Origin of the sequence: Pseudoalteromonas sp. Bsw20308 (genome assembly GCF_000310105.2) — a bacterium.
Taxonomy (GTDB): domain Bacteria; phylum Pseudomonadota; class Gammaproteobacteria; order Enterobacterales; family Alteromonadaceae; genus Pseudoalteromonas; species Pseudoalteromonas fuliginea.
Genome location: NZ_CP013138.1, coordinates 3120123 through 3136360, shown reverse-complemented (window position 1 = coordinate 3136360; position 16238 = coordinate 3120123). Strand labels below are relative to the sequence as shown.

Here is a 16238-nt window from a genome sequence, read left to right as displayed (position 1 = left end):
TGTGTCTCATAAATTTGTGCGTTAAGCGTAAAAGTTAATGATCCTGATGCAGTGTCCCTCTTTTGTTACATATAAAGTGGTAAATATATGAATTTTAAAACATCCTGTAAGGCTTGTATAACTGCCCGCAAAGTTATTTTATGGGCTATTATTATGTTGATATTTTATATGGTGTTCTATCAGCATGGATAAAAACGATAGAAATCATGTGAAATACAGGGCACAAGGCGCACGTAATGGCATCGAAATATTAATAGTGGGTGCCATTGGGTTGGTGCTTATTATGGGTTTTAATTTATTACGTCCAGATAAAATAAGTATTGTTGAAGTTTTTTTAGTGAGTGCTTGTATCGGTGCTATTTTTATTGGGTTTTTAAAAACCCAAGAACCCTTCTATAGTTTAATATTAAGTGAATCTAAACTTATATATCAGCATAAGTATGGAGCATGGCACCTTTTTCAAAGTAATTTTAGGTATAGTGGTATACCTAAGGTTGAGGACGGGGTTGAATACATTGAGTTAAATACTGTGGGTATCAAAGTAAATGATATTGATGAGTTTTTAGCAAGTTTATCACCTAGAATTGCAGGGAAACTGCTAATAGAACAACGACATTTATTTATGCAAGCTGTTCAAAAACATTGCAAAAATGGTCATTGCCCATCAGAATGGTTAATAGAAGATACACAGTATATCTCTCAAAGGGGAATAAGCTATAATGGGCTTATAGCTATGTTTGCAAATAGAACAAAGCACCTTCAGCTGTTAACAGGTTATGATTTATTGTTACCTGCCAGTGTATTAGATAGAGATATTTGGGCGTTTAGTGCTAACTTAAATAAGTGGAAGCAAAACCCCAGTCAGTTTATAGCGACGCAGAGTAAATAACGTAAATACTCTAGTGCGGTAGTAGGAATAGTAATGAGTCAAGACAGATCCTTTTTAAAAAGTGGGCGAAATACCATAATACATAAAGATAAAAAACACGATTTAGTGATTGTTAACTCTGAAATTCATCCGCGAATTAAAGTAACACAAAATGGCCTAGAGCCTTTTAAAGAAGAGTTGCCAAAAAATCGACGTGATGCAAAAGATCGTTATTTAGAAATAGTGTATGTTGGAAGCCCAGACGTGTTTGGTGAAGAAAAACAGCTATTGTTCATTCAAGCCTTAGATGGGCGTGAATACAAAGTAGATTACAGTAAAATCGGTACTAAGTTGTTTGTACGTATTCATCAAGATACTTATATGTAGCACTTTAATGGCATCTTTATTGCTTATGATTACACTATAGTAATTATTTGACATAAAAGGTGCTTTGTATGAAAGCGTTTGCTTTAATTCCTCTTATTGCTTTGCTTTGCGCATGTGGAGGCGGTGGTGGCAGCGATGATGCCGATGTAGAATCATCTGTTAATGCTGGAAACGACTTACAAATTATTGAAAAAACCGATTTTTCCATTACAGCACAGGGTTCTCCTGCTGATGGAACTTTTACTTGGCAACAAGTAAGCGGTCCAAGCTTAGATGGCTTTCCGTTAGAGGGAGCAGAACAAACGCTCACCGCACCAGATGTAAAAACTGACAGTGAAATAGTTTTAAGAGTGAGCTATCAAAGCTCCGGCACTAGCGCCGTTAGTGACGACATTTCCATCTCAGTTAGTTCTAATAACCAGCTTCCCCTTGTTACTGTTACACAAACATCGCCTGAAACACTTCCTTCTGTATACAAAGACACGGTCACTTTAAGCGGTCTTGAGTCAAGCGATCCGGATGAAAATGGCCAAATTGATAGCTATTTTTGGCAATTGCTATCGGGGCCTGAGTTAAATATTGCGAGCTTTAATGAGTCAACACTCAGCTTTTCTCATCCATTGCTTGAAAGTAACGTAAATTTATCTTGGCAGTTAACGGTTATAGATGATGAAGGCGGTGAGGCAAGCACTCAATATTCAATGACCCTCAACAAAACAAATGAATTAGTGGATGCAAATGCGGGTGCTGATCAAAATATTGAAGAGTTTGAGCAGGTAACACTTGATGCAACTAGCAGTGAAACCGTAACAGATACATACCAATGTAAATGGCAACAACTTACCGGTAATACCGAAACATTAAGTAATAGTAATCAATGCACAACGACATTTTTTGCCTCAGATGTAGACACCGAGACCACATTGAGCTTTGAAGTAACGGTAACTGACTCAAAAGGACGTACAGACACAGATTCTTTATTTGTAGATGTATCGCCAAAAGCTCTCGGGCTTATAAATGATAGTGGTGTGGGTGAGTGTTATAACAATACCCAGCGTATTAATTGTGAAAGCGATGACTTTCCCGCGCAAGATGCAGAACTTGGCCGCGACAGCTTTGCAAACCGTTTGGATAAAGTAGGTAAAGGTAATTTAGCGTTTGATTATACGAAGTTAAATGAATTTGCCGATGAAGTGTCTGACACCAGCAATAGTTTTAGTTGTATTCGCGATAACGTAACAGGTTTGGTTTGGGAGGTGAAAAGTGTGGCATCTGGCACGGTACCAAATACTTCGTTACGTGATGGTCAAAATCATTATTTTTGGGATGTAGGCAACACGACCTTTACAGATACAAGTTCAGCTAATAGTACGTGCCCTGATAATACAAGTTGTGGTGTACAAAGCTATATAAACGAAGTAAATGACTTAGATTTTTGTGGCGGTACGAACTGGCGATTACCTAGTTATACAGAGCTTTTAGGTTTAATTGATTACGGAAAACAAGGTCAAAGTGTATTAATTGACGAGGCATTTTTCCCTAATATGCCAAGTGAAAGTGCATTAAGCCATTTACGTTACTGGACTTCACAAACAGCAGCTGATGGTACAAGTTTATCGCAAGCGTATATTATTGATATGAGTGATGGTAACGATCTTGCTTATCCAAAAGAAAATACTGCTTATGTACGTTTAGTTAGAAGTCGTTAGGAGAAAATAATGAAATTAAAATTACTCTATGCAATAGCAACTATAAGTTTGAGCTTTAATATTGCAGCGGCGCAAACGTGCTACGACGGTGCAGATACCACAACACCGACAGATAGATTTACAATAAATGCAGATGGCACAGTGTCTGATAGCGAAACTGGCCTTATGTGGCAACGCTGTAGTTATGGGCAGACTTACAATACAGAGACACAACTTTGTGAAGGCTCAACACCTTCTCTCACTTGGCAAGAGGCACTACGTGGAGCTAAAAATGATACAACCGCAGATTACGATGATTGGCAAATGCCTAACATTAAAGAATTGGCGAGTATTTTAGAGCACAGTTGCACAGAGCCGAGTATTAATGAAACTGTATTTTTTGGCACTAAGCTTCAAAATTATTGGTCAAATACATCGGGTGTGAGCACAATGAGCTCTGCATGGGTCTATCAGTTTGATAGTGGCCTAAATAGTTTGCATGCTAAAACAAGTAATGTGTATTTACGATTAGTGCGCTATGAAAAATAAAAAAGTGTAAATTTAAAGATATAAAGCGCAACTTTAAAACAGCTGCGCTTTTTTGTTTTTCATAAATTTACGTTATTTCAATAATAAAGCACTCACAGTGTTGTCACTTAGGGGCTTTTTTTGCCATTATAGGCCGTGATTTAATTATGAAGGAACATCACGGTGTATTTAAGCTATTTTGGCCTGAACGAAAAACCTTTTTCTATCTCGCCTAACCCCCATTACTTGTTTTTAAGTGAACGGCACAAAGAAGCCTTAGCGCACCTTACCTATGGATTGGGTGAAGATGGTGGCTTTGTATTATTAACGGGCGAAGTGGGCACCGGAAAAACCACGATCACTCGCAGTATGCTTGAGCAATTGCCTGAAAATACCCAAGTCGCAATGATCCATAATCCAGCACTTTCGGAGCTAGAGTTATTAGCCAGTATTTGTGATGAGCTTAATATTAGTTACGATACTAATAATTCGACGCTTAAAAGCCTTACCGATATTATAAAAAAGCATTTAGAGACTAATAATAAATCGGGTGGTCACACCATACTTATCATTGATGAGGCACAGTTACTTGCTCCTAATGTGCTTGAGCAATTGCGCTTGCTGACAAATATAGAAACCGATCATAAAAAGCTATTACAAATAGTGCTTGTGGGCCAACCTGAACTCCAAGAGCTTTTAAAGCGCAATGAATTAAGACAACTTGCTCAGCGAATAACAGCTCGTTACCATTTATTGCCGCTTACGCAAGGCCAAACCGTGGCTTATATAAAGCATCGTTTGCACGTTGCAGGGTGCGATAAAGGGATTTTTTCGATGGATGCGATGCAAGCAGTTCATCAATTAACGGGTGGTGTGCCGCGCCTAATGAACTTGGTGTGTGAACGTGCTTTAGTGGGCACATTTGCAAAGCAGCAGTTGATAGTTGATGGCGATATAATAAAAAAATCAGCACATGAGTCATTACCAATGGATTTTGTAGCGCCAGTTAATGAAGCGAACAAGGGAACATCATTTGTATCATACAGCTTTGCTTTCGCTACTTTATTTGCCGTAGGTATTGGGCTTTCATTTATTTTATAGTTAGGTAAGTTATGTCTTATTTATTAGATGCGCTAAAGCAGTCGCAGCAATCAGATATGAGTGCTGAGCAGTACGACTTGCAATCAGAGCAGTTAAAACAACAACAAGCACTCAAGCGTTATAAACGATTAGCATTAGTTTTTGGTACAAGCTTAGGTGCTTTTATTGCTGTCGCTGGTGGCTTTACCGCCGGAAAGTGGTTTCAAAGTTCTACCTTATTAAACGCAGCGGGACCCGCTGTAATTAATGTGGTTGAAAGCGAAAAATCAGCACCTAAAGAAGATGCTAAAAAAATAGATACTGAAGCTGAAAAACAGCAAGTAGCTAAGTTAGAGCCTGCAAAAGTAGCTCCAACAAATACTGCAACAATTGAAGGTCAACTTGTGCATGTGCAAACCCCCAATGGTGTACAGCAAATGTTATTAACCCCAAATGGCCAGTATATTCCTATGCCGTCGAGCCAGGTCACGAGCGCAGCAGGTTATAATCAGCAAAATATGCAACAAGTAATGCCGGTTCAAAATTATAATCAGCCAGCGTTTAACCCACAAAATAATTACAATCCAAATAATGCACAAAACACTTCGGTATTCGGGAAAAATCAAAATACCGCATCGGCTCAACTAGATATGAGTAAATATAAAGTACTGGGTAAGCCAATTAATGGTAGCAATCAATCTCAACAAGTGAGCGATCCTGAACTTGATGCCGTGCCAACAACGCTTAAAAATGCATTTGCGCAAGCGATACAAGATGTCGAAAAAAATCAAGATTATGAAGTTACTCAAGCATCAAAAACGTCATCACGTGTTGAGCCTGTGGAGCTACTGCCTGATGGTTTGCAATCAATGTTGCCTAGTATTAAATACCAAGCGCATATTTATTCATCCAGTGCTGATAAACGTTGGATAAAGTTAAATGGACGAGAGCTACATGAAGGAGAGAGTATTGGTGCGCTAACGGTTAGAGAAATAACACCAGAGCAGAGCGTCCTTGATTTTGATGGTTACGAGTTTAGTTTAAAAGCATTGCAAGATTGGCCGCAATAAGCGACCACTCTATGGCAGTATTGAATTTTTATAAAAACGTTCTAAATCAATATTATATTCTTTTGGTTTAACAGTAGATTCAAGGGTATCTAAAGTCTTTTTATTGGCTAAATCTATATCTTGTACTTCCGTATAACGGCTGTGTTTAGCACTGTAAAATGTTTTTACTATCGGTTTTAGTGGCGATGCAGGGTTGCTTTCAGTCACTAGTCCGACTTTTTGGCTTGATAACCTTACTAAAGTCCCAACCGGGTGAATACCAATGCATTGAATGAATTTAGTAAGCAGCACAGGGTCAAAACTATCGGGGCAGCCTTCTTTTAATATTTTAAATGCTTTAATAGGTTCCATGCCAGCTTTATAAACGCGTTCAGCGGTTAATGCATCATAAACATCAACAATTGAGGCCATGCGCACATATTGGCTTATTTCATTGCCTTTTTTACCAAACGGATAACCTTTGCCATCCAAACGCTCATGATGCATACCAGCAATATCAACAGCGATTCCTTTTAAGCCAGACCCTTCTAAAATTTCTTTACTAAAAAGGGAATGTTTTTTCATTATTTCGAATTCAGCGTCGCTAAAACGACCCGGTTTATTGAGAATTTCGTCAGGTATTTTTATTTTACCAATATCATGTAACAAAGCACCTGTTGTTAATTGTTCGATAATCTCTTTATCTATTTCTAAGTGCTTAGCAAAAATACTCATTAAAATAGAAACATTAATAGAGTGCTCAAGTAAATAAGCATCTTTTTGACGCATTTGTGTAAGGCACGCTAACGCATCTTGATTTCTAAACACTGAATCCATAAAGCCACTTGCAAGCTCTCTAAAAGGGGCTATATCTATTTTTCGGCCAGCTTTTATTTCTTTAAATGCTTTGAGTTGAAGTGTTTTAGCTTCGTCATAAAGCTTTTTAGCTTTGCCCATTTCTTGTTCTGCACTGTGTGCTTTTTGCCAAGGGTCTCGTTTGATTTTTACTGCAGAAGTGCTTTCTAGCTCTTTTTCAGGAACTGTATTGACAAGGGTTTTATCAGGATCTATTTCTACTTCTAAGATCCCTGCTTTTTTTAGCTTATCAATATCCGCTTGAGTTTGAACCCAGCCTTGGCTTTTAACTTTAATGCGACCTGTTTGCTTAGTAACATGTTGTACAAACATACCTGGAAGTAATTGTGAAATAAGAATGGTTTTCAATTTATTAACTTATATAGTTTGATTAACTATAAAGTAACAAACTTTACGCTATTTACATAGTAAAAAGGCACCATTAGGTGCCTCTCGTGTCTATTAAGAAATTAGTTTTCTAATTACTCATCATCTTCAACAAGCGTCATTAGTGATGTGTTACCACCTGATGCTGTTGTATCAATACTGATTGTTTTTTCAGTAATAAGACGTTTGATTAACGTATCGTAATACTCAGAGCTAATTACTGGTAAAATAGCACCTTTACGCTGTGCTAGCTGCTGGCTAAAGTAGCCTAAGCGAGACGAGCGAGCAGCAACTACTGCACCTGCTAAATGAGGGTGAGCCAAGATAGCTTGTAACTGATTAGGTTTAGCAACTTGGAAAACACCTTCAGCAACACCTGTAGAGATAAATTTATCTTTAAAGGCAACAGCTTCATCATAAAACAGCTCAGACGCTACAGTAATTACCGTATTACCTGCGGCAATAGCGGTAATGATAGACAATGCCCAGAAGTTAAACGATGTGCTCTTATCTGCATAACACACGACACAACCACGCGCTTCTAGATGAAGTGTATTAGACTCACCCGTTGGCCCAGGCAGGGTAGTAAATTTACGCATGTGCTTTTCAAGGCGGTTAAGCTGTGCACGAGCTTCTGATAGTGTTAATGCCAAATCGTCTGCTAAATCGTCGATAATTTCTACCGTCGCGATTTTAGCAAGCAACTGACGTACAGCCGAAACACGGTCATTTAGCGGTGTTGCACGCCAAATCTTTTCATCGCGCATTGAGTTAGCCATTAGCTTTTTAACTTGTTCATTTGCACCACTGTAGTGGTGTAAATCAAGTTCGTCTGGCGTCAGGTTTGTCATTTGCACGTTATCTGGTGATGCCTTTTCTTTTACTAAACGTTGTAGGTAGTTAGGGCCACCGGCTTTAGGGCCAGTACCTGATAAACCACGGCCACCAAATGGTTGCACACCAACAATAGCACCAATCATGTTGCGGTTAATGTAAACATTACCCGCACGTGACATTTTAGCAAGGTATTCACAGCGCTCTTCAATACGTGAATGTACACCCATTGTTAAGCCATAACCTGTGTTGTTAATTTGATCCATCACATCATCAAGTTCGCTCGATTTAAAACGCACAATATGAACACATGGGCCAAATACTTCACGTTTAAGTACTGATAAGTTCTTAATTTCATATAAACGAGGCGCAAAAAAGAATGCACCATTTAATGTATTATCAGGAATTTTGCACTCGTAATGCAGTGTTGCATTACCTTTTAAGTACTCAACATGGTCGTTTAAGTTTTTAAGTGCTTTTTCATCAATTACAGGGCCTACATCAGTTGATAGTAACGATGGGTCGCCAATGTGTAACTCAGCTAGAGCCCCTTTAAGCATATCGATGATGCCATCAGCTACGTCTTCTTGAATAAATAGAACACGAAGAGCCGAACAACGTTGCCCAGCACTTTGAAAACCAGAACTGATCACATCGTCAACTACTTGCTCAGGAAGCGCCGTTGAGTCAACAATCATACAGTTTTGGCCGCCAGTTTCTGCAATTAACGGTACTTGAATATCGTTACGTGCTGCAAGTGTTTGAGAAATTAATGTGCCTGTTTCTGTAGAGCCGGTAAACATAATTGCTTGAATGCGTTCATCAGGAACAATTGTTTTGCCTACTTCAGAACCACGAGCAATAACCGGTTGAACAACATGTTCAGGTAAGCCAACAGACAGCATTAGTTCAATTGCACGAAGGGCAATTAAGCTTGTTTGCTCAGCAGGTTTTGCTATTACTGTGTTACCTGTAACAATGGCAGCAGCAACTTGGCCTAAGAATATTGCAAGCGGGAAGTTCCACGGGCTGATACATAAAATAACGCCACGGGCTTCAAAGCGTTCATCTTGCGATAGCTCCTCAGCGCGCGCCGCGTAGTAACGGCAAAAATCAACCGCTTCACGTACTTCATCAATACCGTCTTGTGCTACTTTACCCGCTTCTTTAATACAGATAGCAACAAGTTCGTCGTGATGACGCTCTAAAATATCAGCAACGCGACGCAGTAAGTTAGCACGTTCTTTTACTGATGTTTGCGACCATGATTCAAAAGCTGCTTCAGCGTTAGCCAGTAATACTTTCATCTCTTCGCCAGTTTGTAATTTAACGTGGCCGATGATTTCTTTATGATTCGCTGGGTTTTTAACGGCCAATGAGCCTTCAGGTACTTGGCTTTGCTCAATTAAATGCTCATTAAACCAGCTTTCAAGATTCTCTTTGAAAGGGGTAATAACGTTAATGTCGGTTAAATCCATGCCTTTAGAGTTAGCACGTTCTTCACCGTATAAATTAATTGGCATTTTAATTTGCGTATTGTACTTGTTACGTAAGCCTTGTAGTGTTTCTACAGGATCTGGTAATAGCGATTCAACAGGTTTAGATGTATCTACAATGGCATTTACAAATGATGAGTTAGCGCCATTTTCTAATAAACGACGAACAAGGTAAGCAAGTAAATCTTCGTGTTGACCAACAGGGGCATATACGCGGCACTGAATTTTTTCTTCGTTAACGATTTGGTCGAATAGTGACTCACCCATACCGTGCAAACGTTGAAATTCAAAACCTGTATTGTCGCCTTTGGCTACTTCTAAAATAGTCGCGGCAGTGTAAGCGTTATGTGTAGCAAATTGCGGATAAAGCACATCGCGCGCTTCAAGCATTTTAATTGCACATGCTTTGTAAGAAACATCGGTTGTGGCTTTACGTGTAAATACGGGGTAGTGATCCAAACCATCTTGTTGTGTGGTTTTAATCTCTGTATCCCAATAAGCACCCTTAACTAAACGGACCATCATTTTACGACCAACGCGGGTCGCAAGCTCGGTTAGCCATTCAATTACAAAAATAGCACGTTTCTGGTACGCTTGAACCGCTAAGCCAAATCCTTGCCAATCACCAAGATCTTCATCGCTAAATACCGCTTCAATTACATCTAATGAAATATCTAAACGGTCAGCTTCTTCGGCATCAACGGTAAAGCCGATATCGTATTTTTTAGCGGCAAGAGCAAGTTCTTTTAACTTAGGGACTATTTCTTCCATTACACGCTCTTTATGAGTGAACTCATAGCGTGGATGAATAGCCGAAAGTTTAACTGAAATACCAGGGCTCTTAATTGGACCACGACCATTGGCCGCTTTACCAATTGAGTGTATAGCATTCATGTAGCTGTCAAAGTAACGCTTTGCATCTTTCATTGTGCGCGCGCCTTCGCCTAGCATATCGTAAGAATATACATAGCCTTTTTGCTCTGTATCGGCAGCACGTTCAATTGCTTCGTCAATGGTACGGCCCATAACGAATTGCTTGCCCATAATTTTCATAGCAAAATTTACGGATTTACGAATAACTGGCTCACCTAAACGACCAATGGTCTTTTTAAGCATGCCGAACTGTTGTTCTTTCGTTTTATCTGTGTAGTTAACCATTTTACCGGTAACTAATAATCCCCAAGAGGACGCGTTTACAAATAAAGAATCGCTGCTTCCTAAATGAGAGCTCCAATCACCTTTGGCCAATTTGTCGCGAATAAGTACATCTTGAGTTGCTTTGTCTGGTACGCGAAGCAGAGCTTCGGCCAAACACATTAATACAACACCTTCTTCACTAGAGAGTGAGAATTCATTTAAAAGTGCGTCAACACCGCCTTGTCCATCTTGCTCTTTACGAATGTTTAAAACAATCTGGCGGGCTCTTTCCCATGCACGGCTTCGTGCTTTTACACCCACTTCTGCAAGCGGTAAAATATGATCGATAACCGCATTTTCGTCTATGCGGTAAAAGTCACGAATTTTCTGTCTAATAGGACAGTTAGTAGTTAAATCGCCGTTGAATAACATAAGCAACCCTCAGGAGTGTTTAGGATTTAAAGTAAAATTAATTACCAATAAATTATCAGTGATATTGTGAGTGCATTCTAATTAAAATTCCGCAGAATATGCTGGTTAAATTTCACGATTTACGATAATTTACAGGGCATAAATTTAACTTATCCGCATAAAATTCTGTTATGACAATTCCAAATAGATTACGCATGCTAGATCGTATCGATTTAGCCATACTAGACGTTCTACAAAAGAACGGCAGAATTTCTAATGTTAACCTGGCAAAACAGGTTAACTTGAGCCCTAGCCCATGCCTTGATCGTGTTAAACGTTTAGAGCAAGAGGGCTACATAGAAGGCTATTATGCAAAACTTAGTGAAGCTAAGCTAAATCAAAGCTTAGTTGCTCATGTGCAAGTTTCGCTTGTTACCTCAAATACAGCCGTATTTAAAGTGTTTAGAGAGCATATTTTAAAAATTAAGCAAGTGGTTGAATGCGACATGGTTGCTGGTGGCTATGATTATTTATTAAAAATACGCGTGTCTAACATGGAAGAGTATAGACAAGTATTGGGGGATTTAGTTGATATACCGGGAGTCGGTACGCACCACACTTATATGGTGATTGAAAAAATTAAACAAGACGATGGTTTACTAATTGATATTTAGTTTGTTCTAAAATGTGTGAGCTTGCGGCTAAGTAAGCTCACACTTAAAACTAAATTAACTTTCTAAACCGTTTTTATTAATTGTAATAACGCGTTGAGGAAATGGAATTTCAATCTTAGCGTTGTTAATTGCTTTATAAACACCGCCGTTAATAGCCAGTTTGGTTTCGATAATTTTAGTAGTAGGCACCCAATATCTGTAGCTGATTGTAACACCGCTATCGGCAAAACGTTCAATACCGACCTGCGATAATGGGTTTTGTGCGACCAGTTTGTGCGCTTTAAGTACCTCTTCAATAAGACTAATGGCGCTATCAGAACATGCACTATAAGCTATGTCTATTTCACCTTTGACCAATGAGTAACTAAACGAGTTGTGAAGTATTTCGCCCACAATATGTTTATTTGGAATAGTAATTTCTACTTTTTCTTCATTGATTAAAATTGTGTAGCCAAGCTCAATTGTTTTAACTTGGCCGCTTACATTTTTAACTTCAATAGTATCACCAACAACAAAAGGTCGAGTGGCTATAATGGCAAGGCCTGCACCATAGTTAGAGAGCATTCCTTGTAGTGCTAAACCTGCACCTAAAGACGCAGCACCTATAGCTGCTACAAATGGCGTAACGCTGATACCTATTTTGCCAAGTGCAATAATTATAACCATTACAATTAGCAGTACTTTTACCACGCTACTGACAAAGTTAGTGAGCGTAATGTCAACATTATGGCGGGTCATTAACGCAGCTACAAATTTGGCAAGCTTTTGCGCTATCCACAAACCAATGAGGACGATAAAAATAGCACCGACAATTTGCATACTGTAGGTAACCATATACTCAGTAAGCATGGTGTAATATTTTTCAAACTGTTCGATTTCAGAACTGATCATAAAGCGCTCTATGTTAGGGCTATGTTGTATTTTTCCAACTATAGCAAAATGTTGACTAAAAATGGATATAACAGCGGTACTATAATCGCTGTTAGTAAAGCGCTTAGCGCCATTGCAACCGATGAGTAAGCGCCAACTTTTGGATGCTCGGCAATAGCAGCGGCAGTCCCAATTGCATGACAAGCTGTGCCCATGGCAACGCCTTGAGATTCGTGATTAAAAATATTAACGAGTTTAAAAAGCATAAAACCAAATAAAGCCCCAAGTAAACCAATAAAAATAACTAAAGCTGCAGCAAGTGAGCTGATTCCACCCAATGAATCAGTGACGATTAAAGATATAGGTGTAGTGACACTGAGTACGGCAACCGATGCACTTAACTGTGCAGGTACATTAAATAATATGCTTAGCAAAAATGCCACAACGGTTGCGTTAACAATTCCTAGGCTACATGTTGCGACTATGAGTAATAGGTTTTTTCGTACATGCGTAAACTGCTGATACAAAGGAAGCGCTAAAGCGACAATTGCGGGCTCTAATAACCAGCTTAGTAGTTTGCTGTTCGAGGCAAATTGCGTATAAGGCAAATTTAGATTAACGAGTAATAAAGCGATAATACTAATACTTAAAAATACGGGGTTGGTGAGCGATTTTAATACGCTGTTTTTTATACTTTGGTTTACGGCCCTTAGTGCTAAAAACAATACAATAATAAAAGGGATACTTAGCCACCATAAAGTAGGCTGTAGCTCTGAAATAGCGGAAAAAGTAAAATCAGTCATTATTTTCTTTTCCCTTAAAGTACGCAATTACACTGCTAACAAGCAATAAGGTAGTTATAGGAACTAGCAACACAACTGATGCTAAAAATGCCCAGTGCGATTTTATAAGGCCGAGATGTTCAATAAATCCCACACCCGCAGGAATGAAAAATATAGGCATAATATTTAAAATAGGGGAGGCGCATGGTTTTACATGTTGCTCTTTTACAATACCCGATAAGAGTAAAACTAATAAAATAACCATAGCGAGTAACGGTGCAGGAAAGCTTCCACCAATAAAGTGCATAATGAGTTTAGCGCAGGCTAAACATAGTAAAATAATAGCGCTACTGAGCAGATATTTCATCAAAGTGGCTCACAGAAAAGATAAGAGCTTAACTTTAACAAATCAAACTCTTTTATGCATTGTCTACCAGCGCTTTGTATTTGCGTAGGTTATGTCCGCTTTTCCTTTTGCTTTAGCAATTGCTTTTTTAGTGTTTGGGTTTAGCAATAAGCGAATTTGGCTGAAGGTTTCTTTAGCGAGTATTTTTCGTTGGTTTGGTTTATAGCTAAGTTGTGTAACACGTTTAATAGCAGCAAGCGTATCGGGTGAGCGCTCGAGTAATGTATTGAGCATGTTTTGCGTGGCTTGTTGAGTATCATCGGTAAGCTGAGTAACCAAACCTAGCTCATTTGCTTGTTGTGCTGTGATTGGGTTTGCGTGGCTTGCAAGCCAAAGTGCTTGGTCACGCTTAACTAAACCGCTCATCATTACATTTGCGCCCATATCGGGGCACAGCCCCCAGCGTGCTTCCATAATGGCAAGCTTGGCATCAACATGAACAATCCTGTAATCGGCACCTAGTGCTATTTGTAAGCCCCCTCCTAAACAGTTGCCATCAATTTGTGCAATAACAGGAACGCTTAGTGACTGCCAGCCTAATACTACTTTTTGCGCTAAGTTTTGATTGCCAGGTAACCATTTTAGCAATAATTTTATAATATTCAATGGTGCCGCCATGACAGCTGATATATCAAGGCCTGCACAAAAATGCTCGCCATCGCCTTTTATTACTACAGCACGAATACTGCGATCTCTTTTTATGCTTTTAATGGCTTTGTTTAACTCTACAAACATTTGAAAGCTTAATGCGTTTTGCTTTTTTGCTCTACTAAGCGTGACGGTAGCAATGCCATGTTGTTTTTCTAGTTTTATCATTACACACTCCTCTGACCTGTTACTTGAGCTTATGTTGTTAAGTTAACTAAGTAAAGAGAGAAAGTTTTTACACAAAAAATGAATTAATTGAGTAATTCAAAGTCTTATATTGTTGATCTTGCTAATAACAATATAAATATTTCGAAATGAGTGCAGTGATGATAAAAAAGTAAGGTATTTAAGCGTTTTTTTATCTATATAGATGCTAGTTTTGTTATTATGATGTCACTTAAAAGCTTAGAGGTTAATCACTCATGTCTGGCCCACGTTTACACACGATAGAAGAAGCAACTCATCAAGCCTATGATATTTTTTTAGAGCTAGCGCCAAATAACTTGAGCGATAAAGATGTTGAAGACTTTAATCAATACCGAGAAGATCTTGGCTTTATTGAAGAAGATGAGCCAGATGACCAATGGCAAGATTTTGTGGCACTTGAAATTGAACCAGAGCACTTTATTCAAGTGTTAGTCGGTTTAGAATTTGAAAATGAAGATGCCTTATTTGCAAAAATTTTAATTAGTCGTGATAAAGACGCGCCGTTTTGTCATATTTTATGGAAAGAAAGTGAATAAGCCCATATTGCTTGTTTGTTTATAATTGTGTGCAAGAGAGCGTATTTGTGCGTAAGTATTTATTTTTAATTCTCTTATTGATTAGTAGCCCAAGCTGGGCTGTTGATCCTTTTGAAGATTTTCATGAATATGGACAGCTTTCGGATGAAGAGATCCATGAGTTACACAAAGGTGAAATGCTCTATGGGGATACTGAGTTTGGCTTTATTCTTAGCAAAGGCAACGCTAATTCGACCAGTTTTAAGCTCAAAGGTAATTTATATCAAGACTTTGAGAAGTGGCGTAATCAATTCAAAATAGACTCCCTTTATAAGCGCGATGAAAACGATGAAACAGGCGACAGCGATGTAACAGCTAATCGTGTGTTTGTCTCTGCACAGGGTAATTATAAAGTGGGTGTGAAAAACTCATCCTTTTTTATTTACGGCGATTACGAAGAAGATGAATTTAGCGGCTTAGATTTTAAAAGCACAATCGCAACCGGTTACGGTACTCGTGTATATCAAGGTGTTAAAAACAAAGTTGATATTGATGTAGGACCCGGTTTATATCGATCCGTTGCTGATGAAGAGTCAGATGTAAGTGAGGATGATATAAATAAAACGGGTTATTTAGTCAGAGTTGCAATGCAATGGGAGCGTTTGGTTTCTAAGCGAACTCGTTTTAATCAAGATGTCAGTGTAGAGCAATCGCTTTCGGGTCTTAATTCTCGCTTTAAATCAGAAACAGCATTAATAAGCCAAGTCGTTGGTGCTGTATCACTTAAGTTTGCGTATATGTACCGTTATAATTCAAAACCCGAGGATGATAAACTTAAGTTTGATTCAGAGCTTAGTGCAACCTTGGTTTATAACTTTTAAGTATTTATTTAATTTTAGAGAGTGTTATGTATCAGCATAAGCAGTATGCGGTGTTCATTTTTTTTGTATTAGCATGGATAGGCGGATTTGTTGCACTAGCGTGGAACTTATTAGGTGCAGATGGACCCTTAATGATATTTACTGGTATTTTAGTGCTGGTGGGCTTTTTGTTTCATGGCTTAACAGTAAAAGTTGATGATAATAAAATAAGTTGGGCGTTTGGGCCTGGTGTTGCTGGGCAAAGTATTTTGCTTAGCGAGATTACTGAAGTAAAAGCAGTACAAAATTCATATCGCCATGGTATAGGTATCCGTATTACTCACGATGGTTGGGTGTATACAGTATCTGGTTTTAGTGCAATACAGCTAACGCTTAAGGATGGCACTATGTATCGTGTAGGTACAAACGATCAAAAAGGTTTACTAGCCGCATTGAAAGAAAAGAAAGTATCAATAGCACTTCCTAGTAAGACAAAAAGCGAAACTGAAGTGGTTAAGCGCAACAATATGATATAAAAAAGCGCCTTAGGCGCTTT

16 protein-coding genes are annotated in these 16238 nt (G+C 38.7%); 10 read left to right on the top strand and 6 right to left on the bottom strand.

Annotated elements, in window-relative coordinates:
- The first annotated feature begins 184 nt into the window (after positions 1 to 184).
- The 6 genes from D172_RS13885 to D172_RS13860 all read left to right on the top strand — a co-directional run bounded on the left by D172_RS13885 (position 185) and on the right by D172_RS13860 (position 5621).
- Positions 185 to 889: a DUF2982 domain-containing protein gene (locus D172_RS13885; RefSeq protein WP_007377554.1), complete on the top strand. Its 705-nt coding sequence runs from the start codon at positions 185 to 187 to the stop codon at positions 887 to 889.
- A gap of 33 nt (positions 890 to 922) precedes the next feature.
- A complete protein-coding gene (locus D172_RS13880) occupies positions 923 to 1255 on the top strand; it encodes a hypothetical protein (RefSeq protein WP_007377553.1) in 333 nt (110 codons plus the stop codon).
- 68 nt (positions 1256 to 1323) lie between these two features.
- On the top strand, positions 1324 to 2964 hold the full coding sequence (locus D172_RS13875; protein ID WP_007377552.1) for a DUF1566 domain-containing protein: 1641 nt from the start codon (positions 1324 to 1326) through the stop codon (positions 2962 to 2964).
- A 9-nt stretch (positions 2965 to 2973) separates the two neighbouring features.
- Entirely contained in the window at positions 2974 to 3492 is a 519-nt protein-coding gene (locus D172_RS13870; protein WP_007377551.1) for a DUF1566 domain-containing protein, read from the top strand.
- A gap of 162 nt (positions 3493 to 3654) precedes the next feature.
- Positions 3655 to 4572, top strand: coding sequence for an ExeA family protein (locus D172_RS13865; RefSeq protein WP_007377550.1), 918 nt, complete (start codon positions 3655 to 3657; stop codon positions 4570 to 4572).
- A gap of 11 nt (positions 4573 to 4583) precedes the next feature.
- On the top strand, positions 4584 to 5621 hold the full coding sequence (locus D172_RS13860) for a general secretion pathway protein GspB (RefSeq protein WP_007377549.1): 1038 nt from the start codon (positions 4584 to 4586) through the stop codon (positions 5619 to 5621).
- 9 nt (positions 5622 to 5630) lie between these two features.
- On the opposite strand, the gene D172_RS13855 is transcribed toward D172_RS13860, so the two are convergent.
- Both D172_RS13855 and putA read right to left on the bottom strand, forming a co-directional pair.
- Positions 5631 to 6824, bottom strand: a complete 1194-nt coding sequence (locus tag D172_RS13855) for an HD-GYP domain-containing protein (RefSeq protein WP_007377548.1) — start codon at positions 6822 to 6824, stop codon at positions 5631 to 5633.
- 113 nt (positions 6825 to 6937) lie between these two features.
- Positions 6938 to 10741, bottom strand: a complete 3804-nt coding sequence (gene putA, locus D172_RS13850; RefSeq protein ID WP_007377547.1) for a bifunctional proline dehydrogenase/L-glutamate gamma-semialdehyde dehydrogenase PutA — start codon at positions 10739 to 10741, stop codon at positions 6938 to 6940.
- 170 nt (positions 10742 to 10911) lie between these two features.
- Between putA and D172_RS13845 the strand changes: the two genes are divergently transcribed.
- Complete coding sequence (locus D172_RS13845) at positions 10912 to 11394, top strand: winged helix-turn-helix transcriptional regulator (protein ID WP_033015324.1); 483 nt, start codon at positions 10912 to 10914, stop codon at positions 11392 to 11394.
- A 54-nt stretch (positions 11395 to 11448) separates the two neighbouring features.
- On the opposite strand, the gene D172_RS13840 is transcribed toward D172_RS13845, so the two are convergent.
- From D172_RS13840 to D172_RS13825, 4 genes are all read right to left on the bottom strand, one after another.
- Positions 11449 to 12285, bottom strand: coding sequence for a mechanosensitive ion channel family protein (locus D172_RS13840; RefSeq protein WP_007377545.1), 837 nt, complete (start codon positions 12283 to 12285; stop codon positions 11449 to 11451).
- A gap of 38 nt (positions 12286 to 12323) precedes the next feature.
- Positions 12324 to 13067 carry an LrgB family protein gene (locus tag D172_RS13835; protein ID WP_007377544.1) on the bottom strand — a complete coding sequence of 248 codons (744 nt, stop codon included), beginning with the start codon at positions 13065 to 13067 and terminating at the stop codon, positions 12324 to 12326.
- On the bottom strand, positions 13060 to 13413 hold the full coding sequence (locus D172_RS13830) for a CidA/LrgA family protein (RefSeq protein WP_007377543.1): 354 nt from the start codon (positions 13411 to 13413) through the stop codon (positions 13060 to 13062). Before D172_RS13830 ends, D172_RS13835 begins: the two co-directional genes overlap by 8 nt.
- Before the next feature lie 63 nt (positions 13414 to 13476).
- Entirely contained in the window at positions 13477 to 14268 is a 792-nt protein-coding gene (locus D172_RS13825; protein WP_007377542.1) for a crotonase/enoyl-CoA hydratase family protein, read from the bottom strand.
- Positions 14269 to 14522: 254 nt separating this feature from the next.
- On the opposite strand from D172_RS13825, the gene D172_RS13820 reads away from it, so the two are divergent.
- From D172_RS13820 to D172_RS13810, 3 genes are read left to right on the top strand one after another with little or no spacing between them, the layout of a single operon-like run.
- Positions 14523 to 14843, top strand: a complete 321-nt coding sequence (locus D172_RS13820; protein WP_007377541.1) for an HI1450 family dsDNA-mimic protein — start codon at positions 14523 to 14525, stop codon at positions 14841 to 14843.
- Positions 14844 to 14890: 47 nt separating this feature from the next.
- The gene (locus D172_RS13815) at positions 14891 to 15703 is read left to right on the top strand and encodes a DUF481 domain-containing protein (RefSeq protein WP_007377540.1); all 813 of its coding nucleotides are present in this window, start codon (positions 14891 to 14893) and stop codon (positions 15701 to 15703) included.
- 26 nt (positions 15704 to 15729) lie between these two features.
- A complete protein-coding gene (locus tag D172_RS13810) occupies positions 15730 to 16218 on the top strand; it encodes a hypothetical protein (protein WP_007377539.1) in 489 nt (162 codons plus the stop codon).
- Positions 16219 to 16238 lie beyond the last annotated feature (20 nt).